The organism is Sphingomonas sp. GCM10030256 (assembly GCF_042666415.1).
In the GTDB taxonomy this organism is placed as follows: Bacteria; Pseudomonadota; Alphaproteobacteria; order Sphingomonadales; family Sphingomonadaceae; genus Sphingomicrobium.
This window is the reverse complement of record NZ_JBHTDI010000001.1, coordinates 1,499,651-1,522,394: the sequence shown is the minus strand read 5'-3', so window position 1 is coordinate 1,522,394 and position 22,744 is coordinate 1,499,651. Positions and strand designations below refer to the sequence as shown.

Here is a 22,744-nt window from a genome sequence, read left to right as displayed (position 1 = left end):
CTCTCCTAACCTGGGTTAGCAGGATACTCCTTAGCCCCGTGGGTGCAATAAACGCTGGCTTCCAACCAGTCCGTGCGTTTCCACCGGGCCTAGGATCCCTCGACAGCCGTGCGCGATTTCAGCCATCTTCTCCCGATGACAGGAGATGGAGCCGCGAATGTTCTTCTGCTGGGCGCAAGCTTGGCCTGCGGATTGATGATTGGGGTCGAACGGGGGTGGCGGCTCCGTGACGAGGCGCCGGGGTCACGAGTGGCCGGGGTCCGGACCTACACCCTTCTCGGCGGTGGGGGCGGGATCGTCGCCATCGCGGGGACCACGCTTGGCACGGCTGTTTCAGCGGCGCTGTCCTTCACGATTACCGCTGGGCTGGCGGTGGCCTACTGGCGCGACCCCGCGGCTCGCGACGCAACGAGCTTCGTTGCGGCAATCCTGGCTTTCGCACTGGGCCTGCTGGCAGGCGCAGGACAGCCGCAACTCGCAGTTGCCGGAGCGGCAGTCGCAACCCTGATCCTGGCCACTCGCCAGCAAAGCCACGGCTTCATTGCCCGCATGAACGACAGGGACGTCCATGCATTCGCCCGCTACGCCGTGATTGCAGGGGCCATCCTCCCCTTTCTTCCGAACCGCAGCATGGGTCCGCTCGGCGCCTGGAATCCGTTCCAACTGTGGCTCGTGGTCGTGCTGGTCACGGGCTTTTCGTTCGCCGGTTACATCGCAAACCGCACCATGGGCGCTCGGCGAGGAGTGCTTGCCACGGCCCTGATCGGCGGGGCCTATTCGTCAACGGCGGTCACGGCATCCTTGTCGCAGCGGCTCGGCAAGGGCGAGGCCGGCCCGTTCACCGCCGGCATCCTACTGGCCAGCGCAGTCATGTACCTCCGGGTGCTGATTCTGGTCGCCATCCTCTCGCCCTCAACACTGCCCCACTTGACGGTCATTGTCGGCCCTGCCGTACTTGGGGCCATTCTCGTCGCTGCATGGGCCTGGCTGCGAGCTCCAAGGCCCGCGGAGGATGGTGCCGACGTGCCGGGCAATCCCGTGGAATTGCTGCCCGCGTTTGGCTTTGTCGCCATCGTTGCCTTGGCCGCGGTCGCGACCAGGTGGGCTCAGGCGAGGTTCGGCGAGAGCGGCGTCGCCACGTCCCTGTTCCTCACTGGCAGCTTCGATGTAGATGCCGCAATCGTCACCCTCTCCGGCCTGCCAGAGGCGGCAATCGACCGCCGACTCGCAGCGATTGCGCTTGCGGGAACCATCGTCGCTAACATGGCCGTGAAGATCCTGGTGACGGCGCTCTATGCCCGCCGGACAGGTGTTGGAGCGCTTGCGGGACTCACGGTCAGCGCGCTGGTGTTGATGGCGACGATTGGCTGGCGCGCGCTGTTCGAATGACCTCGGAAGGTCTAGGGAATCGTGCGGTCACCGCCGGGACAGGACTGGCCCTCAGCTGGTCCGGGTCACGCCGCCTCAGTAGCCGGCACCAGGACGCCGGATGGTCGGACCAAGGTCTGCCAATACCCGTCGGGCGTCGAACACGCGCATCTCCGATGAGGCCGGTGGGCCCGTCCTAAGCAGGATCTCTGCGACAGCCTCGAAGGACTCCACCGTGCTGATGTCGACCCGGTCGGCCCAGAACGGATCACCATAGCCGGGGTACCAGGAGCCCCACCCGACGCCACGTCGATAAAAGCGCCAGTAAGGGCTCCAGTAGCCGTATTCAGGGCCATACCATGGGCGATAGGACGGGTCGGGGCGGACATAGGTCTGAACGTCATGTTCGGTGCGCCGGTCGGCGATCAGGAACCAGTTGTAGCCGTTCTGCAGCGTCAGCTCGGCAGCACGGTAGAGCAGATAGCCCTCGACCCTGTCACGCGAGGTGAACTCATTTCCGTGGAAGCGGACCAGGAAACGGTCGGGCGCGAGTTGTTGTTCGGAAAAACCGCCATGGATGCCGCTGGTCAACTCGGGTCGATAGGGCTGGTAAGGTGTCGCCGTAGCGCAGCCCGTAAGGAGAACGAACGCAAGCAGCGCCAGCGCATGTGGAAAGCCGATCGATCTCGTCATGATCGCATCTCCTTGTAGCCCAGTAGATCATTTGCGAGGGGCTGCTGGACATCCGCAATGCTACGGAGTCACCATGGGCCTGTGACTCGCCTGCACGATCATCCCGAGCGGCACGCGGTTGACCGCATTGGTTGGCTTCGAGCGGCCGTGCTTGGAGCCAACGACGGGATCGTCTCGACCGGCAGCCTGATCGTCGGCGTCGCGGCGTCGGAGCCCGGCCGCGGCGCGATCCTGATCGCCGGGCTCGCTGCGCTCTTCGCCGGCGCCATGTCGATGGCCGCTGGCGAATATGTGTCGGTCAGCTCCCAAGCCGACACGGAACGCGCGGACCTCGCGCGGGAGTTGAGCGAGTTGGCGACAAAGCCAGATGCCGAGCGTGAGGAACTCATCGAGATCTATCAAGCGCGTGGCGTGAATCGTGGGACCGCGGAGCAGGTCGCCGACCAGATGATGACTCACGACGCGCTGGGTGCTCACGCGCGGGACGAGCTGGGCCTGTCGGAGGTCCTCACGGCGCGGCCGCTGCAGGCCGCGTTCACCTCGGCGCTGACCTTCACCGGCGGAGCCGCCGCGCCACTCGCGGTCGCGGCTATCGCTTCATCCAAATCGCTTGTCCCGGCTGTAGCGGCAGCATCCCTGCTCTGCCTCGCCATACTCGGCGCCTTGGGAGCCCGCGCAGGCGGCGCACCGCCGATGCGCTCAGTCCTGCGCGTCACCTTCTGGGGCGCGCTCGCCATGGCCGTGACCTTCGCAGTCGGGCGGCTATTCGGCGCAGCGGTCGGCTAGTCGTCGATCACGGTTAGCGCTCTTCCGGTCGCTCCCACCTCCAAGCTGTCGGTCGTGACGATGACCGTCGTGCCGGGGGCCACGATCCTCGCTACAGCGCGACGGAACGCATCGGGAGCATGGAAGCGCCGCCACTCGCCAGATGCGACCTCCGTCCCTGGGTCGCCTTTCCCGACCTGCAGCCGTGACCAGTGCTGGCCAGACGCATCGATCCTGTCCAAGACATAAGCAAAAGTGCCGGATACAGGTCCATCGACAGTGACCGGAGCCGAGCCGATCTCCACCCCGTTGCGCAGGACCACTGCCCGACGGTCTGCCATACTGACCACGATCGAAACCGGACCGCTCGGCGAACGCTCCGGATGCCACCTAACGGACCCTGGCTGCCCGGCGGGCGGCGGGCTCTCTCCTCGAAGCGCGATATCGGGACTTGCGGCGACGCGGGGCAGCGCCTCGCGGTCGGCGACAACCACCGTCATGCCCACGGTCGTGGTGCCATACAGCAGCCGGGCGAAGCCTTTTGGCAGGCGGATGCAGCCATGCGAGGCAGGGTAGCCGGGCAGGTTGCCGCCATGCAGCGCCACTCCGCGCCACGTGAGCCGCTGCATATAAGGCATGGGCGCATTGTCGTACTTGTTCGAATAGTGCTCCACATGCTTTTGCAGCACAGTGAAGATACCGGTCGGCGTCTCGTGCCCCTTGCGGCCGCTCGAGATGGTCGACGCAGCGATCGGTACTCCGTTGCGGAACAGCAAAGCCCGCTGCGAACGGACGTTAACGATCAACAGCATGGGCCCCTTCGGGGCGATCTGGGGCTCCCAGATGTACTCGCCTGTCTTGAGCCTACCGATTGCGTCGACGATCGAGCCGTTGCCGGGATGGACATGCTGCGCCACGCCCGTTGCCGGGATGGCGGCGAGGAGAAGCGACACGCCGACCGCAGCGAGAGCGCGATGGATCATGGTGGGCGAACACTGCCACGACATGAGTATCGCGTATCCCCGGAAAATTACGGAGGGCGCCCCCACCCGCAAAAGCGTAACCGGGCAGGGCCATTGGAGTCCAAGCCATGCAGACCAGGCCGCAGGAACTGCCCTTCGAGGAGCCAGCGGGCGAACCGCCGCCAGAGCCCAGCCCCTTCTACGACCCTTCCCCTCCCGAGACCCCGCCGCAGACGCCGGATCCCGGACCCGAGCATGCTCCCCCTGAATGTCCGCCGGAGCCGCTGTTCCGGCTCAGGTGAGTTCAGCGTGCCTCTCTGACGCGGACGCCATCGGCGATACGGTCGCCCGGATGGACGATGACGCGCTGCCCAACGGAGAGCCCGCGCCGCACTTCCGCCTCGCGGTCGTTCATCGGTCCGAGCAGAATCTGCGTCTGCCGAGCACGACGACGTGGGTCAATCGTGAACACGCTCCAGCCCTCCCCTTGCCGGGCCAAAGCGCTGATCGGCACCTTCAGCACGTCGGGTGATGAGGCCACCACGATGCGCACCGTCACCCTGAAACCATGGCCGAGCCGCCGCCAGACGTCGCGCGGCTCGGCAAGGTCGATCACGACATTGACCCTCTGCTCCTCCACTCCCAGAGCGGAGATCTTGGTGAAGCCGAACGGCTCGACCAGACGCACGCGACCCTTCAGGGGGAGTTCGCCACCCCAGTCCTCGATGAACACGTCTGCCCCCGGCGAGACACTCACCGCGTCGGAGGAGAGGAGGTCGGTGACGATCTCCAGCCGGTCCGGGTTGCCGACTTGCACGAGTGGCGTTCCGGCTGCGACGACGCGCTCGCTTTCCTGAGGTACGGTCAGAACGAAGCCGCCGACCGGCGAAGTAACGCTGACGGCACGGGCGCTGCTTGGCCGGCTGCTCGATTGCATCAGGGCGGCACGAGCGCCGGCAAGATCGCCCTCTGCTGCACGAGCGGACTGGCGGGCGGCTGCCCCGGCAGCGCGCGAACTGTCGCGAGCAGCCCTGGCCTCGTCCACCCTGGCCCGGGATACGAAGCCACGCGCGGCAAGCTGTGCGGCGCGACGGTAGTCGCCCTCAGCGAGGGTTTGTGCAGCGTCGGCCTCTGAAATGCGCGACCTGGCCACTTGGAGTGCTGCACTGGCCGAGCGCACGGACGCAAGCGCCTGAGCGTAGCTGCGCGGATCGAGCGGGTCGGGCTGTACCGGCTGGATCCGCGCCAGCACGGTGGCCCCGGGGGCAACGGCGTCGCCGGGCTTCAGCGGGACACGCTGAAGTTGCCCGGTGATCGGGGCGGAGACCACATACAAGTCTCGCACGCGGGTTTCGCCGAGGTCGTCAACTGTCACGGTCAAAGGCCCCCGACGGATTTCGGCCGTCTCCACCTCCACTGCGGGCTTTCGAAGCAGAAGGAAGACCACCGCCGCCACGACCAGCAGCAGCAGCACCAGGAGTATGCGCGGGCCGGTGATCCATCGCGACTTCATTCGCGGGTCTTCAGCGCACGGATCAGATCGATCCGATCAACCCGGTTACGGATAAGGAGCGCCGTTCCTGCGGCACCGACCAGCAGCACCAGTACTCCCTCGGCAGGCGTCGCAGGATTGACCCCGAATGGAATGGTGTAGAAGTCGGCGCTGAACTGCTGTGACAGATAGCGCGACAAAGCGATGCCAAGCGCGATGCCCAACGGGATCGCCAGCAGCACGAGGAGCGCCAGCTCGCCAAGCAGCACGAAGGCCACTTCTCCCCGCCGGAAGCCGAGCACCCGCATGGAGGCGAGGTCGCGGGCATGTTCAGACAGGCTGATGCGAGCGCTGTTGTACACCACGCCGAGCACGATCAAGGCGGCGAAGCCGGTGTTGAACAAGGTCACGATCCCCATCTGCTCGGCCACCGTGTCCTCGACACCTTGCCTGATCGCCGCCTGCGATGTCACCCCCGCGACTTGCGGAGTTTCCTTGAGCAGCTGGTAGATGCGCTCTTCCTGCGCGGGATCGATGGCGAGATAGGCGCCGGACAGAGTCGCGCCTTCAGTAAGCAAGCGGTTGAGCGCGGCATTGTCGACCCGTGCGGACGAGCCGAGCGGCGAATCAACCACGCGGGCGATGTGGAGGGACAGCGAGGGCCGGAGCCCCTCCGTCACTTCAGCGCGAACCGTATCACCCTGCCCTACCCCCAGTTTGCGCGCCAGGCGGCTGGAGATGATCGCTCCCGCCGGCGGCGGGTCGATCACCCTGCCTTCAAGGTCCACCAGGCGGCTGAGGTCCGACCCTGCTGTGCTTCCGCTCAGCGCCTCGCGGACGACGTGCTGGCCTGAGATCAGGCGGGCGCCTGTGACCCGAAACGGCTCGGCACGGATCACTCCCGGAAGGCGCTGCAGCTCGTGCAGGGCCCTCTCGTCGCGGGGCTCGGCGAAGGTCACGATCAGGTCAGACCGCTCCGCCTTTCCGAAGGTCAGCTCCACCATTCGATCGACGTTGTCCCGGGCGCTCGCACTGGCAATGTACAGGGCCATTGATGCCCCGAGGCCCAGGACCGTGAGGCCGGTTCGCAGCGGCCTGCGCACCAAGTTGCGCAGAACCATGCGGCTTGGCTCGTCCAGTGCAAGCGAGACAAGCCTCGCCGTGCCGGAGTAGTCGGTCGGCAACGGGGGGCGCATCGCTTCGGCGGGGGTCAGCCGAGCGGCCCTGCGCACCGCCAGAAAGGCGCCGGCCAGCACGGCCAGCAGGGTCGCTCCGAACCCCGCCAGATAGCTGTCGAAGCCCGCGCGGAACTCTAGGAATGGGAAGACGAAATACCTCTGGTACATGACTGCTAGGCCTCGCCCGAGCCATGTGCCCAGCCCGGTCCCGAGGGCCATTCCCAGAAGCGACAGCAGAAGGGCGAGCTGCCCGTAGTGGAGCATGATCGTGCGGTTCCGGTAGCCGAACGCCTTCATCAGCCCGATCACCTCCCGCTCAGTGTCGATCAGGCGGGTGAGGACGATGTTGAGGAGAAAGGCCGCGACCGCCAGGAAAACGGGTGGAAGCACTTCCGCAACCGTCGAGAGCTGGTCGATCTCGTTCGATACGAAGCGGTCGGAGATCTGCAAGTCGCGACCGTAGGCGCCCGCCGCTCCGTAGGGCTGCAGCAGGCGGTCCAGATCGGTGATTACGTCATCGCTCCTGGCGCCCGGTGCGAGGGAAGCGATGACCTCGTTGAATCCATCGCGCATGTTGAGCGCAGCCGAAAGCGGCTCGCGGCCCATCCAGATCACGCCGTAGCGGCGATTGTCGGGAAAGATCTGCCCTGGCGCGACAGCATAGACATATTCGGGGGACAGGACCGTGCCCACGATTCTGAGCTCGATCCTTTTGCCATAGAGCAGGGCTGACAAGCCATCGCCCGGAGCCAGCCTTGCTGCATCTGCAAAGGCTTCGTTGATCACGACTTCGTCCGCCCCTTCCGGGAAACGTCCGCTCCGAAGCACCAGGGTATTAAGACCACGCTCCGATGGCAGCGAGTGGACCCGCGCCGACACGGGCTCGACGATCCCCGGCACGTCGAGAATGGCCGCGGCGCTGATCCTGTCCTCGGCCGCAGCGATGCCAGGGATCAGCCGGACCTGCCGAACGACCGTATCCGGGGCCCGCCGCACGGGCGCGAATACGTCGGCAAAGCGGTAGCGCTCATAATATGCGGCCCGCGTCGCGTTCAGCGAGCGGATCATCCCGAAGGACATGATTACCATGCCAACACCGGCGGCGATGACCAGCGCGATCGCAATTGCCTGTGCGCGCAACCGCCACAGGTCGCGCAGCAGCTTGATCGTGAGCGGGCGCAGCCTCACCAGCGCAACTCCAGCGGCGGCTTACGCTTGGTATTCACCCGCCGGTCCACCATGCGCCCGTCGCCGAACTGCACGACCTCATCGCCCATCTCGGCGACCACGGCATTATGGGTGATGATGAAGACCGTGGTCCCAAGCTCGCGGTTGATCGTTTCCAGCGCGGCGAGCACGCGCACCCCGGTGGCGCTGTCGAGCGCGCCGGTGGGCTCGTCACAAAGCAGCACCTGAGGCCGCTTGGCGATGGCCCGGGCAATCGCCACCCGCTGCTGTTCGCCGCCGGACAGCTGTGCGGGGAAATGGTCCGGCCTTCGCTCAAGGCCGACGAGGGCAAGCGCCTCCGCAGGGTCAAGCGGGTTCACGCTGATCTCTGTGATGAGCGACACATTCTCGCGCGCGGTGAGGGAAGCGATCAGGTTGTAGAACTGGAACACAAAGCCGACACTGCTGCGGCGATATTCGGTCAGCGCATCGTCGTCGCACTCCGTCAGGTCCGTATCGCCGAACCAGACATGTCCGCTGGTGGCCCGGTCGAGGCCTCCGAGGATGTTGAGAAAGGTCGACTTGCCCGATCCGGACGGGCCAAGCAGCACCAACAGGCGCCCCTCGCCCACCTCCATGCTGACGCCGCGCAGCGCATGAACCGCGGAAGGCCCCTGGCCGTAGACCTTGGCCAAGTCCTGCACGCGGAAGATAGGTGCGCTTGAAGGCGCCCACGGGTCGGCCGTGCTCAAGCGAGGAACGAGCTGTCCGGCTCCGACGGAGCAGGCTTCCAGCCCCAATTGTCGGTTCGCGCAGGGCTCATGTCGGGCACGTCGCTCGCCCCGAGCGTAATCTCGTCGACGTGACCGAACCCCTGCGTATAGTCGAGGATGCTGATGACGCTCGGTTGCGCCCGCATCATCGCGGCCATGGCAAAATCCGGGACCCCGAATCGCGCATGGGCGGGATGCCGCCGAAGCATCAGCTCCAGCGCCCTCTCCCGCTGATGGAGGTCCGTCACCTCCGACGCTATCGCCGCCAGCGTGAGGCCCTGGTGCTGCCGCAAGTCGCCCTCATCGCTTCCGATGGCGATAGCCACCCGTTGATCGGCCCGGATGTTGGCAAACTTCTGGCTCGATCGCGAGACAAGGAAGTAGATCAGCGTCCCGTCGTTGGCGTAGGCCACATACGTGTTCTGCGGCCACCCGTCAGGGCGGAGCGTCGCGATCGCCATGATGCCGTGTTGATCAAGGATTTTGACAGCCTTGGCTTCCATGAGCTTCACTCCCGCTTCGAGCAGCAAGCCGGAACACTGTGCCACAACGATGCGAGTCGCCCGATTGCAAAGTTACGAATTCCGCTCACGTTTGCCCGGCGCGATTGGTCGATGGTTGAACGGAGGATCCGATGAAGACCATCCTGCTCCATGTTCAGGACGATCCGTCGCTCGACGCACGTCTGCAAGCGGCCATGGTGCTTGCAAGGTCGTATTCCGCCCACCTGCGGTGCCTGCATACACTCCGATAGGACACGCTGTCGCTGCTCGCCTATGTCGGAGTAGTCGCGGTGGTGCATGTACCTTGGCCGCATGCCTTGGGAACGCTTGTCGTGCCGGATTTCGAGTGGAATGCGGCCTACGCCACCGGATTGGTCGCAATCCTCGGCACGACCATCAGCCCCTACCCTGTTCTTCTGGCAGGCAGCGCAGGAGATCAAAGAGGAGCGGCGCCATCATGTCCGCCCACTGCACCGCACTCCCAGGGCAGCCGGTCCCGCGCTGAGGAACTGCGGACCGACACGCTGATGGGCATGGCTTTCAACACGATCGTCTCCGTGGAGGTCGTATTCGCTACAGCCGCGACCCTCCATCTATTCGGTGATCGTCGCCGCAACTTTTGCCGAGCAGCGCTAAACCTCGTCGGCGTGAGCCCCATAAAGGCGCTCTACTGGGCCGCCGTCGTCAACGGAGTGCTTGCCGCTCCGCTCATGGCATTGATGATGATGATCGTGAGCAACCGCAAAGCGATGGGGCCAGCTGGTCCTCTCACCCGGGCTGACGGTCCTTAGCTGGCTTGCGACACTGGTAATGGCCGCCGCCTTGCTGCTGTTCTTCACCTTCATTTCTTGATCAATTGCGGTGGCATCCGGAAACTCCCGAATAGGGGCAGCGTGGGTCCTGGGGCATCGTTGGCCAATGCCATGGTGCCTGGTTCGCCTTGAACTTGCTGCGTCCGACGACTTCCCGGCGGGGTCGGCGAGCCGGTGCCTCCTCCTGCGCATACCGCTTGATGGCGCCGGACTGATCGATCGGGACGTGCTGCTCGGAGAGCCACAGCGGGCGACTGCCCGGCGGTTCTGGCCGAGTGAGCCGGACCGGGGAGGCTATGTCGTTCGGAGCCAGAGCGGGTGGGCGGTGTCGTTCGGCGGGGAGCCGGTAAAAATGTCGGCGGGGGACTTCGGAGGGCTCGTCTTCCATCCCGGGGCAACGGTTCTCCTGGTTGATTCTGATGGGCAGCAGCGAAGCTTCAAGGTGGCAGCGATCAGCGCCGGACACCAAGCACCGCCACCCGGCTAACCGTCGCCATTCCCCAGGCCAGCGGTGAAGGCGATGCGCAGCACGTCAGACAGGGTGGCGACCTCGAGCTTGCTCATGAGGTTGGCGCGGTGAACCTCCACCGTACGCGGACTGATCTGGAGGTCGTAAGCGATGGTCTTGTTGGGATAGCCGTTGACCAGACCGCAAAGCACGTCGTGCTCTCGTGGGGTGAGCGCATTGAGGCGGATCCTTGCCTCCTCCGCATCGTGCTGCGCCCGATCGGCGCGATCGAGCCTGGCAAAGGATTCCGCGACCGCCTGCAACAGGATCTCACGGTCATAAGGCTTCTCCAGGAAATTGAGCGCTCCGGCCCTCATCGCGTGGACGGCGGCATGGATATCCCCATGACCAGTAAGGACGATCACCGGGAACGCCTGTCCACGCTTCCGCATCTGGTCCTGCACCTCGAGACCGCCGAGTCCCGGCATTTGCAGGTCGAGCAGGACGCAACCGGGTTCCTGATTCCGCAAGGCCAGGAACTCGTCGCCGGTGCCGAAGCATTTCACCGCGTATCCGGAGGTCTTGAGCAGGAAGCTCGTCGACTTTCGGACCGCCTCTTCGTCATCGATCACATAGACGATGCGCTGCTCACTCATCGGCTGTGGCTCCCGCCGGCAGGGTAAAGTGGAAGGCCGTTCCTCCAAACGGAGATGGCTTCGTCCATATCGTGCCGCCATGCTCCGCCACGATGCTGCGGCAGATGGACAGGCCAACCCCCATACCCTCGACCTTGGTACTCACGAACGGCTGGAACAGACGCTCTGCAACGTCCAGCGCGAGACCCGGCCCGCTGTCCGCGACGAGAACCTCGACAAGGCCGTGGTCGGCACGGCTGGCACTCACGGCCAGTCGGCGAACGGCACACGGGCGCATGGCCTCCGTGGCATTTCTGAGCAGGTTGAGTAGCACCTGCTGGATCTGGATGCGATCGACCACGACCTCCTCGCAGTCGGTCGGAATGGACATGTCGAAGTCGATATCCAGCCCGGCGGTACCGACCAGCGCGAGGGCGCTCGCCTCGCTAACGAGTCTGCTCAGCGGCTCGATCCGCCGCTCACCGTCACCGCGGCCGATGAAGTCGCGCAGGCGATGGACGATCTGACCTGCTCGCAGAGATTGGGTCGCACATTCGCCCAGAGCTTCGCGGACAAAGTCGAGATTCTCGCCCCTCGGTTCGGAAAGCAGGTGTTTCGCCGTGGACGTGTAGTTGGCAATGGCGGTCAGCGGCTGGTTCAGCTCATGCGCCAGCGAGGTCGCCAGCGTGCCCATCGCCGCCACCCGCGACACGTGCGCCAGCTCCGCTTGAAGATCGTGGATCCGGTGCTCGGTCTCGTGCCGCTCCGTCAGGTCTTCGATGAAGCCGGTGAACATCCGTTGCTCGCCGATGCGGGTTTCCCCGACATGAAGGTGGATCGGAAAAGTCGTCCCGTCTCGCCGGCGGGCGTTCGTCACCCGTCCGATCCCGATGATCTTCCGCTCGCCAGTGCAAAGATAGCGACCCAGATAAGCGTCGTGCCGCTCGCGGTCCGGAGAAGGCATCAATGCACTGACATTCTCGCCCACCACTTCGGCTTCAGTGAAGCCGAACATGGTTTCCGCCGTCGCGCTGAATGACTGAATACGCCCGCGCTCATTGATGACTATCATCGCTTCGGGCGCGGTGGCGAGGATGGAGCGGAGGTGCAGCTCCCGCTGCCGGGTTGCTGTCTCGGCTGCCTGGAGCAGCGCGGAGGAGCGCTCCGCTTCCTCCCGCAGGCGCGCATCGCGCTGCCGGAGGCGCGCCGTCCGGTTGGTCAACGTCAATACCCCGCCGCAGACCAAGGCGAAAACGCCGAGCTGGACGATATTGTCGGCTGAAGAGCTTCCGTCGCGGCCAAACCCGATTACTCCGGTAAGCAGGGCCAGAACCGAGACCAGCAGCGCCGCCGGGCGGCTCAGGAACAAGGCGGATGCGATCAGCGGGAGGAGGTACAAAAGCAGCGGCGCCCCGGTGCCCAACCAGGGGCCGAGTACCAGGCTCGCCGCCCATGCAACCGCGAAGGCAAGGGCGGCGACCAGAAGATCGATCGTCTCTCGCGGGGGACGCGAACCCGATATCCCGGTACGGTTGGAATGCGCCTCTGAGGCTTGCGTGGAAGTCACCGCACGCACTCGCTCCCGAGCTCTGCAAGAGCTCTCCTAATCTGGCTTAGCAGAATACAGAGTGGACCCTGCGGGTGCAATCAACGCCAGGCTCCGAACCGGTTCGGCCCCGTCGTCAATGCGCCGCAACAGCGCTTTGCGTCGTGGATCGTCCTGTCGCGCGCAGCCTCTCAGCGAAAGCGGCAATGCGGTCACGGTATTCCCCCAATTTGAGCTGGGCCCGCGTGAGCTCGAGCGTCGCGAGCGGCTTCCTCCCGCACAGCTCCGCCATGCCTTCCATCGCCTTGCCTCCGCCATTGCCGCCTTCCGTCACGAACAGGGCCGCCACCGGAAGCGGGCCTGACTGCCGAAGATAGCTGCGGATGGGGGACGACATGTGGGCGGCCCAGACCGGCGAGCCGACGACGACCAACTGGTAGTCGCCTGGATGCCGTGTGGGGCGGAGGATCGGCGGGGTTCGTTCCCGCCAGACATCGACCAGCGAGCGCCACCACCCTCGCCTGCGCCGAGGCTCCCTGATCTCCTCAAGGTCGGCATCCAGCGCTTCGGCAATCGCGTGCGCCGCCATTCGGGTATGTCCGGTCCGCGAATAGAAAACGACCAGCGTGGAATTCGCCATCGTCCTTCTCCCATGGTGCGGTCTTGCCTAACCCGAGCCCGCCGGTGCAGCCTCACGCAGCAGTTGAAGCACCTCGGCGTCGCTCGTCTGGGTGAAGTCGTCGTAGTAGGCACCCACTGCGCCGAAGTCCGCCGGCTGATGAGGGCAGACTACCTCGTCGCACTCGGTCGCAAGCTCGACCAGGCTGTCCGGAGAACCGACGGGGACTGCCAGTACGATCCAGGCGGGCTGCTCGCGGCGAAGCGCCTGCAGGGCGGCGCGGGCAGTTCCGCCGGTCGCAATCCCGTCATCCACCACGATCACCGTCCGGCCATGAAGGTCTGGCAAGCTTGTCGCGCCATAGAGCGCCCTGCGGCGCTCGCCCTCGGCGAGCTGCCGCTGGACTTCCAGCCGGATCCGCTGCGGATCGGGCCGAAGCCGCTGCACCAGGGCGTCATTCATCACCAGCTCCGGCTCACGGGCGAGCACCAGCGCTCCGATGCCGAATTCCTCGTGACCGGGAAAGCCGATCTTGCGGACGATCAGCACTGACAAGGGTACGCCGAGGGCGGCAGCCACTTCGTAGCCCACGGGCACTCCGCCGCGCGGCAGTGCGAGCACAAGCGGCCAGAAATCCTGGAACCGCCCGAGCATCGCCGCAAGCTCCCTTCCGGCGGTGCGCCGGTCGGCGAATAGGCGGCTCACGCGACGTCTCCCTCAGCCTGGGGAAATGCGGAGCCGTACCAGCGAATTGCTTCCGCGATCACCTGGTCGAGCGTGCCCGGCTCCTCGAACAGGTGGCCTGCTCCAGGCACGATCAAAAGCGACTTGGGGCAATGCAGTTCCGTCAGCGCTGCCTCGTTGAGGTCAATCACCGGGCCATCGTTCCCGCCGACGATCAGCAGGGTCGGAGCCTTGACCTCATGGAGCCTGGTCCCGGCCAAATCGGGCCGCCCGCCGCGCGACACCACAGCCCAGATCACGTGGCGCGCCGCCGCTGCTGCCACGAGCGCGGCCCCTGCCCCGGTACTTGCTCCGAATAGGCCGATCGGCAGCTGCTGCAGGCGCGACTGTTCCCGAGCCCATTCGATCGCCGCGAGCAAGCGGCTGGCCAGCAACTCGATGTCGAACACGTTGCGCCTGTCCGCTTCCTCGCTGGGGGTGAGAAGGTCCAGCAGGAGACTGGCAAAGCCCGCTTGCGCGAGTGCGTCGGCGACGTGATTGTTACGTGGGCTCAGGCGACCGCTGCCGCTACCGTGCGCAAAGATGACAAGACCCCGCGCACGCTCCGGCAGCCGGAGGAGGGCGGGAAGGCTCAGCCTACCGCGGTGTACGGTGACTGACCGGGAGGCGGCGTTGTCCATCGCTAGAGCCCGAACGGATAGGTTGCAGGGGCGCCGTGCGGCACGTCGTGGCCGAGCGGCGTGACGGCGTGGGTCCTGGCGAACCAGACATAGGCATCGAACTGATCCGCGAGGACGGCCTGGAAGTAGTGGCTCGTGAGCTCCGTCTCCGGGCGGTAGATGACGCCGATGGCCCGCTCGAGCAGCGGCACCCGCAACGTCTGGCGAAGCCGCTCCTTGCCAGTCTCTCGCCAGTCCGTCAGCGAACGGGCGGAACCGCTGTGCAGGAAGGCGGCTTCCCAGCTGTCGAATCGGCATGGCCGGACGCTCTTGACCTCCATCGCCCCGCCCCAGTCGCGCGCGGCGGCGACAGTCCCCTGGTCGGTGCCGAAGCCGATCGACACCATCCGCTGCCCGTAGGCCATCCGGCACAGCTCGCCTATGTTGGTCTCTCCGTTCCAACCCATGGCGGTTGCCGAGGCGTCCCCGACATGGCTGTTGTGGGCCCACACGACTGCCTTGGTTCCCGGCCCCCGCCAGGCGAGCAGCGCCTGCAGAGTCTGGAACATGTGCCGGTCGCGCAAATTCCAACTGTCTGTGGAGCTTCGGTAGATCGCCCGGTAATAGGCCTCGGCGGCACGAACGATCCGTGCGTTCTGGACGGCGTCGAACCACGCTTCGCCATCGTTGCGGAGGTAGCCGACACGCTTGTCGAAGAGCTGAAGCAGTTGCTCGACGGCCTCGTCCTCGCACCGGCTCTGCCGGCCTGTCAGCACGGCCATGCCGTAACTGGAGGGATCCTCTTGCCAGGGCGTCAGGCAGCCGTAGCGCCAGCGCGCCCGCCGCGCTTCTTCCGGATCGACCTCGTCGAGATAATGCAGCACCGCCGCGATCGACGATCGCAAGCTGTAGACGTCGAGGCCGAAGAAACCTGCCTCCTCTGCCTCCGGCTTGCCTTCGTTGAAGCCGCGCAGCCAGTCGGCGAAAGCCAGCACTTCGGCGTTGCGCCACATCCAGGTCGGGAAGCGGACGAACGGCTCGCCACCAACAGGGCGTGGCCGGTGGTGGCGCACATAGCCATCGATACGCGCCGCGTCCGGCCAGTCACCCTCCACCGCGACAACGGAGAATCCATGCCGCTCGATCAGCCGCCGGGTGATCAGTGCGCGCGCCTGATAGAATTCCGCCGTTCCATGCGTCGCCTCGCCGAGCAGGACCACGTCCGCATTCGCGAAGCGATCAAACAGCGCTCCCAATTCATCACCGTGCGACAGAGCGGGGAGCGGCTCGCTATGGTCGCGGAGCACCGCTGCCACTGACTGCACGGTGGCGCTCGCGTCCTCACTCACATGTTCGAGCCGCATCGAGCCGCTCCTGCACGAGAAGCGGCATCCTGGTCCTTACGCAGGGCCTTGTCCGTCCGGTAAGTTACGGATGCCTGTGTGCGCCGAGCAGGTAGTCCGCGCCGCCGTCCAAGGTCACAAGGCGCCCGGCGTCCGCATCCGGTATATCCACCCTTAGGCGCTTGCTTAGCGCAATCACCAGGTTGAAGATGTCCATTGAATCGAGGTCCAGCCCGTCGCGCAGATCATCGCCGTCCGCAACGCCCGTGAAATCCGCCTCGGGGGCAATCCGCAAGATCTCCTCGCGGAGGATCGTCAATGCCTCCTCGCGGGTCATAGCTGCTCCGGTCTTGCGAGGAGATCGGCGACTCGGCGCAGGAATAAGGCGGCGCGATGGCCATCGCTGACCCGGTGGTCGGCCGCCAGGCTGACGGTGAGCACATGGCGCTGCTCGATCATACCCTGGTGGACCCAGGGCCGAAGCTGCGGCGTGCCGAAGCCGACGATAGCGACCTGCGGCGGGTAGATGACAGGAAGCAGCTCCTCGACCCCGCGCTCGCCGAGGCTGGACACGGTAATGGTCGGATCACTCACCTCCGAGCTTCGGAAGCTGCCCTGCCGGACGCGACCAACGAGGTTCTGCATGCGCATCATCAGTTCGGCGAGCGGCAGCTCGTCCGTGTCGTGGATCGCCGGAGCCGCCAGCCCGCCGCCGCGCATGGCGATAGCAACGCCGACATGGACCGGTTCGCTCTCGCGCCGCTCCCCGTTGTCATGGAAACCGTTCAGCTCGGGAAAGTCCCGCACCGCCAGTGCGACCGCCTTCACCAGCAGTGCGCCTAGCAGCAGACGCTCTTGCGGGCGATGTAACTGGTTGTGGTCCTCGACCGCTGAAACCGCCTGCGAGATGTCAAAGGTGTGCGCCAGATAGTAATGCGGGATCTCGCGCTTGGAACGGCTCATCGCCGCCGCAATCGCGTTCCGCATCGAGGATGTCGCGGGCTTCGCCGGTCCGACCTGCTCGACATCGGCCAGGGTGATTGCCCCGCTCGGCCCTGTGCCCTTGACGGTCGCAAGGTCAACGCCGCGCTCCTGCGCCAGCTTACGTGCAGCAGGGCTAGCACCATTCCCACTGGCGGGAGGCTCATTTGCCGGAGCTTGCGTCGGCATCGGCATCGGCGTGGGGGTCGGTTGCGACGGCAGCACTTGCTCCTCGGCCCCGGGCAAGGTTACATCCCCGATTATCGCCAGCGCGGTCCCGACCGGCACCTTGTTTCCCGCCTGCACCAGTAGCCTCGTCAGCGGCCCGTCCTCGAACGCCTCGACCTCGATCGCGCCCTTCTGCGTTTCGACCACCGCGATGACGTCGCCGCGGTGAATGGCGTCGCCTTCATGCTTGAGCCATTCGACAAGCGTGCCCGCTTCCATGTCGGCGCCGAGGGAGGGCATACGGAACAGGCCCATCCCCGTTAGTGCCCCAGCATCGCGCGGGCGGAGGCGATGATCCGCTCGGTACTCGGAAGCGCGGCCTGCTCAAGGTGGCGGGCGTAGGGTATCGGCACTTCCGCGCTGCACACACGGGCCGGCGGCGCGTCGAGGCTCCAGAAAGCGCCCTCGATGATCCGGGTGACGATCTCGGCGGAGATGCTGCCGGACCGCCAGCCTTCGTCGACCACCAGTGCCCGCCGGGTCTTCTGCACGCTGGCGAGGATCGCCTTTTCATCGAGCGGCCGAAGCACCCGCAGATCGAGCACTTCCGCGGACATGCCGGCGGCCTGCAGCTGCTCCGCAGCCTCCAGGCCTTTGCGCAGCGAACCGCCATAAGTGATCAGGCTGAGGTCCTTGCCCTCCCGCCGGACCGCGAGATGGTCGATGTCCCCCGGCGCGCTCTCGTCCACCTCCCCGCTCTCGCTGTAGAGCAGCGCATTCTCGAAGATCAGGGTCGGGTCGGGGTCGACCAGCGCCGTGCCTAGCATGGTCCGCGCATCCTGCACCGTCGCTGGCGCCAGCACCCTGATCCCCGGGATGTGGGCATACCAACCTTCCAGACTGTGCGAATGCTGCGCCGCCAGCTGCCGCCCGCCGCCGGTCGCCATCCGGATCACTACCGGGACGTGGAACTGCCCGCCCGACATGTGCCGGATCGTCGCGGCATTGTTCATGATCTGGTCGAGCGAGAGCAGCGAGAAGTTACAGGTCATCACCTCGACGATCGGCCGCATGCCGGCGATCGCCGCGCCGATCCCTGCTCCGGTGAAGCCGCTTTCGGACAGCGGAGTATCGCGGATGCGCTCGGGCCCAAACTCCTCGAGCAGACCCTGGCTGACCGCATAGCAACCGCCATATCGGCCCACATCCTCGCCCATCAGGAACACCCGCTCGTCCGCCTGCATCGCCGAACGGATGGCGGCGCGCATTGCCTCGCGGTAGGTCATGATGGTCACGCCCGCGCCTCCGCGCCGACGTCCTTCAGAAGGTCAGCCACGGGTTCCCAGCCCCCTGTCTCGGCGAAGGCGACCGCCCGGTCGACGATGGCGCCCACCTCTGCTTCGATCGCCTGCACATCGCTTTCGTGCAGCTCCCCGGCGTTCACCGCCCACTCGCGGAAGCGCCGGACCGGGTCCTTCTCGGTCCAACGTTCGATTTCTGCCTTGTCGCGGTAAAGCTGCGGGTCGAACATGGAATGGGCGCGAAAACGGTAGGTCCGGCACTCAAGGAAGCGTGGTCCGCTGCCCTCGCTGATCGCCGCAATCGCTCGCCGAGCGGCCGCTTCCACCGCCACCACGTCCATTCCGTCCGCCGCTTCGGATACAATCCGGTAGCAAGCGGCCTTGGCATGGATGTCGGTCTCGGACTCCGAGCGCTCCAGCGCCGTGCCCATGGCGTAGAGATTATTCTCGCACACGAACAGTACTGGCAGCTGCCACAAGGCGGCGAGGTTCAGCGCTTCATGGAATTCGCCCTCGGCCGCCGCCCCTTCGCCAAAGAAGCAGGCGGTCACGTGGCGCCGTCCTTGCATTCTGTCCGCCAGAGCGAGCCCGATGGCGATCGGCAGGCCGCCTCCGACGATGGCATTGCCGCCGTAGAAGCGGGTTGCTGCGTCGAACAGGTGCATCGACCCTCCGCGGCCACGGCAACAGCCTTCCTGCTTGCCATACATCTCGGCCATGACCCTATCCGGCGAGACTCCACGGACGATTGCGTGGCCATGCTCGCGATAGGTGGCGACCACTGCATCCTGCGGCCCAATCGCCTGCATTACGCCGACCGCCACTGCCTCTTCGCCGATGTAGAGGTGGAGGAAGCCGCGAATCTTCTCCTGGGTGTAGAGTTCGGCGCACTTTTCCTCGAAGCGGCGGACCAGCAGCATCTGGCGCACAAGCTCGCGGCAATGAGCGCGGTCGAGCCGGACCTTCGGGCTCGCCGTCACGCGCCGCTCTCCAGCGCGGACAGGTCGCCTTCCGGCAGTCCCAGTTCCCGCGCCCGCAGCAGGCGCCGCATAATCTTGCCAGAGCGGGTGCGCGGCAGGGCGTCACGGATCTCGATGCTCCGCGGGGCGATCACCGCGCCGAGCAGCTTGCGCGAATGACCGAGGAGGGCCCGCTGCAATGCATCGGACGGCGCAAAGCTCCCCTTCAGGCTGACGAACGCCTTGACGACCTCCCCTGCCCGCTCGTCCGGCAGGCCGATCGCCGCCGCCTCCGCCACCGCCGGGTGGGTCAGCAGTGCGCTTTCCACTTCGAACGGGCCGATCAGGTGTCCGGCCGACTTGATCACATCGTCCGCGCGCCCGATGAACCAGTAGAAGCCCTCGCCATCGCGCCTGGCGAGGTCGCCCGTCAGATACCAGCCGTCGCGGAAGCAGGCAGCGTAGCGCGCTTCCTCATGCAGGTAGCCACGGAACATGGACGGCCATCCGGCCCGGAGCACCAGCTGGCCGGGCAGGCCGGGCTCATCGATGATCCGCAGCGTCTCGCCCTTTGTGTCGGCAATGGCGGCCTCCACTCCGGGGAGCGGCTTGCCCATCGAGCCGAGGCGAAGCTCCTCTCCGGGCAGGTTGGCAATCATGATCCCGCCCGTCTCGGTCTGCCACCAATTGTCACGAAACGCTCGGCCAAGCACCCGCTCGCTCCATAGCACTGCTTCGGCGTGCAGAGGCTCGCCCACGCTGGCGAGGAACCGCAGGCGCGAGAGGTCGTGCTTTTTCGGCAGCTCGTCGCCCGCCTTCATCAGCAGCCGGATGGCGGTCGGCGCGGTGTACCAGACGGTGACCTGCTCGCGTTCCAGCACGCCGTACCAGCGCTCCGCATCGAACTCGGCCTCGTCCACCACCAACGTTGCGCCGTTGGTCAGCGGCGCGATGATCCCATAGGACGTGCCGGTGACCCAGCCGGGATCCGCGGTGCACCAGAAGATGTCGCCTTCTCGAAGGTCCAGCGCGACCCGCCCGGTCGCATGGTGCGCCACCACCGCGTCATGCACGTGCATTGCGCCTTTCGGCCGGCCGGTGGTGCCGCTCGTGAAATGCAGCAGCGCGAGGTCGTCCGCCCTGGTTTCCGCCGTGGCGTAAGCCGCAGCCTGCCGGCTGCAGCCATCGTCGAAGGTGAGCACGTCCTTGAGGTCACTGGCATCGCCGACGATCAACACATGTTTAAGGCTCGCGAGTTCGCCTCGCCACGGCAGCACCTTGCGCCGGTAGCTGGCGGCGGTCGTGACCAGCACCTCTGCCGCTCCGATTTCCATTCGCGCCCGCACCGGCTCCGGACCGAAGGCCGCGTAAAGCGGACAGAAGACCGCGCCGGCGCGAAGCGTCCCCAGCGCAGCGATATAGAGTTGCGGGACCCGCCCAAGCAGCGAGAAGACCCGTGCGCTCCGCCCGACATCCAGATCATTGAGCAGATTTGCGAACTGAGCGGTTTCAGCGTCCAACTCGGCGTAGCTGTAGCTTCGGCGGCCCCCGCCCTTCGGCAGCCAGCGCAGCGCCTCGCTTTCTCCCCTGCCTTCGGCGACGTGCCGCCCGATAGCCTCGTAGGCGATGTTGAGGCCACCGCCTGGCAGCCCGTGGATCCAGCTCCGGTACTCCGACCAGGGATCCGCGCGATGCATGTCCATCAGACTTCCAGCCCGGCTGCGCACATGGCCTCCTCCTGAAGAGGTGAGTTGCCGTCACTCTATTTGACGTTGGTAGAGACCTCGCCGCTATTCGGAGAGATACGGAGGCAAAGTCGGCAGCAAGCTTCCCCTACGTAGATTTTCGGCATGGTGACTCAGGGGCCGCCCAGCATATGAGTGGGTCCCCGCGACGATAGTAGCGGCAGTAAGGGCTCCAGTAGCCGTAGGCAGGACCGTACCACGGGCGGTAGGAACGGATCCGGGCGGACATAGGTCTGAACGTCATGCTCGGTGCGCCGGTGGGAGGGCGAAGCGTCGCGATTGCCATGATGCCGTGGCAATCCAGGGTCTTGACGGCCTTCGCTTCCATGCGTCCGATTCCGGTGCGAGCGACAGGCGATAGTGGCGACCCGCCTGCCGCCCGACTTTCGGCAGTCAGGCCATCCGCGATGGCTCGCTTGCTTCTGACTGGATTTCGATCCGCCGTGCCTGGGGATCGGGGACCTTGGGCACCTCGATCCGGAGCTGGCCCTTGTCCATGATCGCCCGGATCTGGTTGGGGTCGATGCGCCGCGGCATCGCCACATGGCGCTCGAATTCACCCTGCTGGCGCTCATTGATCAGATAGCCGCCCTCCTGGCGTTCGCTCTGTTCCGAGCGGCGGCCCTTCAGGACCAGCGAGCCGTCCTCGGTGGAGATGTCGATCTGCTCCTTGTCGTAGCCAGCGACGTCCACCGTCAGAACGTAGCGGTCCTTCTCTTCGTGCATGTCGAGCGGCGGAAACTGCGCTCCGAAGAAACGGCGCGGGGAGTCGAAGTCTTCGAAGATGCGGTCCATCTCCGAACGCAGCCAGCGGAAAGGATCCACAGACCTGGCCCGGATGTCCCGTGGAAGCGTCGTCGGAACACGATTATCGGTCATTTGAAGCCTCCTTCCAGAGAAAGCCACTTTGCCACGCCGATCCCGAGTCGGGTGATCCGCAATGTTACGGATTCCCATCGCTGGACCGACGGCGTCCAATCGCCGGAGAAGGAAAGCGACCATGAAGAGCATCCTGCTTCACGTTCAGGACAACCAGACGCTTGTGCCCCGGCTCGAGGCTGCGCTGGCCCTTGCCCGAGCCTTCTCGGCCCACCTCAGCTGCCTCCACGTCACTCCGATCGAAGCCTATGCTGCGGTTGGAGCCTTTGACGGCGCCATCTTCTTGCCGGACGTGGCTGACGCGCTCGGCAAGGAGGAGGCCCAGGCTCGCAGCAAGATCGAGGAGCAACTCGCCGCGGAGGATGTCAGCTGGGACTACGAGCAGGTCACCGGCCCCGTCGCCAACGTCATCATCAAGCATGCGGCACTCGCTGACCTGGTCGTGACCGGGCGCGAGGATGGCGGGCTGGCCGCGCGACGGATGATGCAGATTGGCCTGCTCGGAGATCTGCTGCATCGCTGCCGCACTCCGCTCTACATCCCGCCCGCGGACGGTACCCCGATCGACCCCGTTGCCCCTGTCCTGATCGCGTGGGATGGAAGCTTCGAGGCCGCCAATGCCGTCCGGTCCGCACTGCCCTTCCTGAAAGGCGCCGCAAGCGTGCTTGCCCTGGAGGTCAGAAGGAGCAGCGAGGACGAGTTCCCGAGTACGCGGCTTATGGAGTATCTCTCCAGGCATGACATTCATGCCGAGCTCAGAACCGGCGTGACGACGCATGAGGACGTGGCCACCGTCATCGTCAGAGAAGCTTCGCGGGCAGGTGTCGGCACGATCGTCATGGGTGGCTACAATCACAGCCGGATCGGCGAACTGGTATTCGGCGGTGTCACGCGGACCCTTCTGCTGGACTGCCCGCTTCCCTTGCTGATGGCGCACTAACTGGCTTCCTCATCGTCCGCGTGCCTCGAAGGTGATAGGATGCCCCATCGAGGCCTCGGAGATTGATCATGCAACTCCCGCCGCGGGAAGAGCGAAAGCAGCGTGAGTCCGAGCTCGCCGACGA

Annotated in this window: 22 protein-coding genes; 4 read left to right on the top strand and 18 right to left on the bottom strand. The window is 65.7% G+C overall.

All coding sequences use genetic code 11. The features are described 5' to 3' along the window. The first annotated feature begins 135 nt into the window (after positions 1–135). Positions 136–1,389, top strand: coding sequence for an MgtC/SapB family protein (locus ACFQPG_RS07560; protein WP_380811752.1), 1,254 nt, complete (start codon positions 136–138; stop codon positions 1,387–1,389). 75 nt (positions 1,390–1,464) lie between these two features. Here the strand turns inward: ACFQPG_RS07560 and ACFQPG_RS07555 are convergent, their stop codons facing one another. Then, complete coding sequence (locus tag ACFQPG_RS07555) at positions 1,465–2,061, bottom strand: hypothetical protein (RefSeq protein ID WP_380811551.1); 597 nt, start codon at positions 2,059–2,061, stop codon at positions 1,465–1,467. 81 nt (positions 2,062–2,142) lie between these two features. Here ACFQPG_RS07555 and ACFQPG_RS07550 point away from each other — a divergent pair, with 81 nt between their 5' ends. After that, the gene (locus tag ACFQPG_RS07550) at positions 2,143–2,847 is read left to right on the top strand and encodes a VIT family protein (RefSeq protein ID WP_380811549.1); all 705 of its coding nucleotides are present in this window, start codon (positions 2,143–2,145) and stop codon (positions 2,845–2,847) included. Here the strand turns inward: ACFQPG_RS07550 and ACFQPG_RS07545 are convergent. From ACFQPG_RS07545 to ACFQPG_RS07525, 5 genes are all read right to left on the bottom strand, one after another. Continuing rightward, the gene (locus tag ACFQPG_RS07545) at positions 2,844–3,809 is read right to left on the bottom strand and encodes a L,D-transpeptidase family protein (RefSeq protein ID WP_380811547.1); all 966 of its coding nucleotides are present in this window, start codon (positions 3,807–3,809) and stop codon (positions 2,844–2,846) included. The genes ACFQPG_RS07550 and ACFQPG_RS07545 overlap by 4 nt on opposite strands. Before the next feature lie 283 nt (positions 3,810–4,092). Beyond that, the gene (locus ACFQPG_RS07540) at positions 4,093–5,301 is read right to left on the bottom strand and encodes an efflux RND transporter periplasmic adaptor subunit (protein ID WP_380811545.1); all 1,209 of its coding nucleotides are present in this window, start codon (positions 5,299–5,301) and stop codon (positions 4,093–4,095) included. Then, entirely contained in the window at positions 5,298–7,646 is a 2,349-nt protein-coding gene (locus tag ACFQPG_RS07535) for an ABC transporter permease (protein ID WP_380811543.1), read from the bottom strand. The genes ACFQPG_RS07540 and ACFQPG_RS07535 overlap by 4 nt, the downstream gene beginning before the upstream one ends. Beyond that, complete coding sequence (locus tag ACFQPG_RS07530) at positions 7,643–8,329, bottom strand: ABC transporter ATP-binding protein (RefSeq protein WP_380811541.1); 687 nt, start codon at positions 8,327–8,329, stop codon at positions 7,643–7,645. The genes ACFQPG_RS07535 and ACFQPG_RS07530 overlap by 4 nt, the downstream gene beginning before the upstream one ends. A gap of 44 nt (positions 8,330–8,373) precedes the next feature. Beyond that, positions 8,374–8,901 (bottom strand): pyridoxamine 5'-phosphate oxidase family protein, encoded by a 528-nt coding sequence (locus ACFQPG_RS07525; RefSeq protein ID WP_380811539.1) that lies wholly within the window; start codon positions 8,899–8,901, stop codon positions 8,374–8,376. A gap of 257 nt (positions 8,902–9,158) precedes the next feature. On the opposite strand from ACFQPG_RS07525, the gene ACFQPG_RS07520 reads away from it, so the two are divergent. Further along, the gene (locus tag ACFQPG_RS07520) at positions 9,159–9,692 is read left to right on the top strand and encodes a divalent metal cation transporter (RefSeq protein ID WP_380811750.1); all 534 of its coding nucleotides are present in this window, start codon (positions 9,159–9,161) and stop codon (positions 9,690–9,692) included. Between the two features lie 504 nt (positions 9,693–10,196). Here the strand turns inward: ACFQPG_RS07520 and ACFQPG_RS07515 are convergent. The 12 genes from ACFQPG_RS07515 to ACFQPG_RS07460 all read right to left on the bottom strand — a co-directional run bounded on the left by ACFQPG_RS07515 (position 10,197) and on the right by ACFQPG_RS07460 (position 21,680). Continuing rightward, positions 10,197–10,817 (bottom strand): response regulator transcription factor, encoded by a 621-nt coding sequence (locus ACFQPG_RS07515; protein ID WP_380811537.1) that lies wholly within the window; start codon positions 10,815–10,817, stop codon positions 10,197–10,199. After that, positions 10,810–12,363, bottom strand: a complete 1,554-nt coding sequence (locus ACFQPG_RS07510) for a PAS domain S-box protein (RefSeq protein WP_380811535.1) — start codon at positions 12,361–12,363, stop codon at positions 10,810–10,812. Before ACFQPG_RS07510 ends, ACFQPG_RS07515 begins: the two co-directional genes overlap by 8 nt. Positions 12,364–12,478: 115 nt before the next feature. Next, positions 12,479–12,982 carry a flavodoxin family protein gene (locus ACFQPG_RS07505; RefSeq protein WP_380811533.1) on the bottom strand — a complete coding sequence of 168 codons (504 nt, stop codon included), beginning with the start codon at positions 12,980–12,982 and terminating at the stop codon, positions 12,479–12,481. Between the two features lie 27 nt (positions 12,983–13,009). Beyond that, positions 13,010–13,666 carry a phosphoribosyltransferase gene (locus ACFQPG_RS07500; RefSeq protein ID WP_380811531.1) on the bottom strand — a complete coding sequence of 219 codons (657 nt, stop codon included), beginning with the start codon at positions 13,664–13,666 and terminating at the stop codon, positions 13,010–13,012. Next, complete coding sequence (locus ACFQPG_RS07495; protein WP_380811529.1) at positions 13,663–14,325, bottom strand: dienelactone hydrolase family protein; 663 nt, start codon at positions 14,323–14,325, stop codon at positions 13,663–13,665. Before ACFQPG_RS07495 ends, ACFQPG_RS07500 begins: the two co-directional genes overlap by 4 nt. Positions 14,326–14,327: 2 nt before the next feature. Then, a complete protein-coding gene (locus ACFQPG_RS07490; RefSeq protein ID WP_380811527.1) occupies positions 14,328–15,668 on the bottom strand; it encodes an erythromycin esterase family protein in 1,341 nt (446 codons plus the stop codon). Positions 15,669–15,732: 64 nt separating this feature from the next. Continuing rightward, positions 15,733–15,984, bottom strand: coding sequence for an acyl carrier protein (locus ACFQPG_RS07485; RefSeq protein WP_380811525.1), 252 nt, complete (start codon positions 15,982–15,984; stop codon positions 15,733–15,735). Beyond that, a complete protein-coding gene (locus tag ACFQPG_RS07480; protein WP_380811524.1) occupies positions 15,981–17,111 on the bottom strand; it encodes a dihydrolipoamide acetyltransferase family protein in 1,131 nt (376 codons plus the stop codon). The genes ACFQPG_RS07485 and ACFQPG_RS07480 overlap by 4 nt, the downstream gene beginning before the upstream one ends. 5 nt (positions 17,112–17,116) lie before the next feature. Continuing rightward, positions 17,117–18,082: an alpha-ketoacid dehydrogenase subunit beta gene (locus tag ACFQPG_RS07475; RefSeq protein ID WP_380811748.1), complete on the bottom strand. Its 966-nt coding sequence runs from the start codon at positions 18,080–18,082 to the stop codon at positions 17,117–17,119. A gap of 5 nt (positions 18,083–18,087) precedes the next feature. Next, positions 18,088–19,077: a pyruvate dehydrogenase (acetyl-transferring) E1 component subunit alpha gene (gene pdhA / locus ACFQPG_RS07470; protein ID WP_380811522.1), complete on the bottom strand. Its 990-nt coding sequence runs from the start codon at positions 19,075–19,077 to the stop codon at positions 18,088–18,090. Then, complete coding sequence (gene acsA, locus ACFQPG_RS07465) at positions 19,074–20,759, bottom strand: acetate--CoA ligase (RefSeq protein WP_380811520.1); 1,686 nt, start codon at positions 20,757–20,759, stop codon at positions 19,074–19,076. Before acsA ends, pdhA begins: the two co-directional genes overlap by 4 nt. 435 nt (positions 20,760–21,194) lie before the next feature. Further along, complete coding sequence (locus ACFQPG_RS07460; RefSeq protein WP_380811518.1) at positions 21,195–21,680, bottom strand: Hsp20/alpha crystallin family protein; 486 nt, start codon at positions 21,678–21,680, stop codon at positions 21,195–21,197. Between the two features lie 121 nt (positions 21,681–21,801). On the opposite strand from ACFQPG_RS07460, the gene ACFQPG_RS07455 reads away from it, so the two are divergent. Then, a complete protein-coding gene (locus ACFQPG_RS07455; protein WP_380811516.1) occupies positions 21,802–22,620 on the top strand; it encodes a universal stress protein in 819 nt (272 codons plus the stop codon). Positions 22,621–22,744 lie beyond the last annotated feature (124 nt).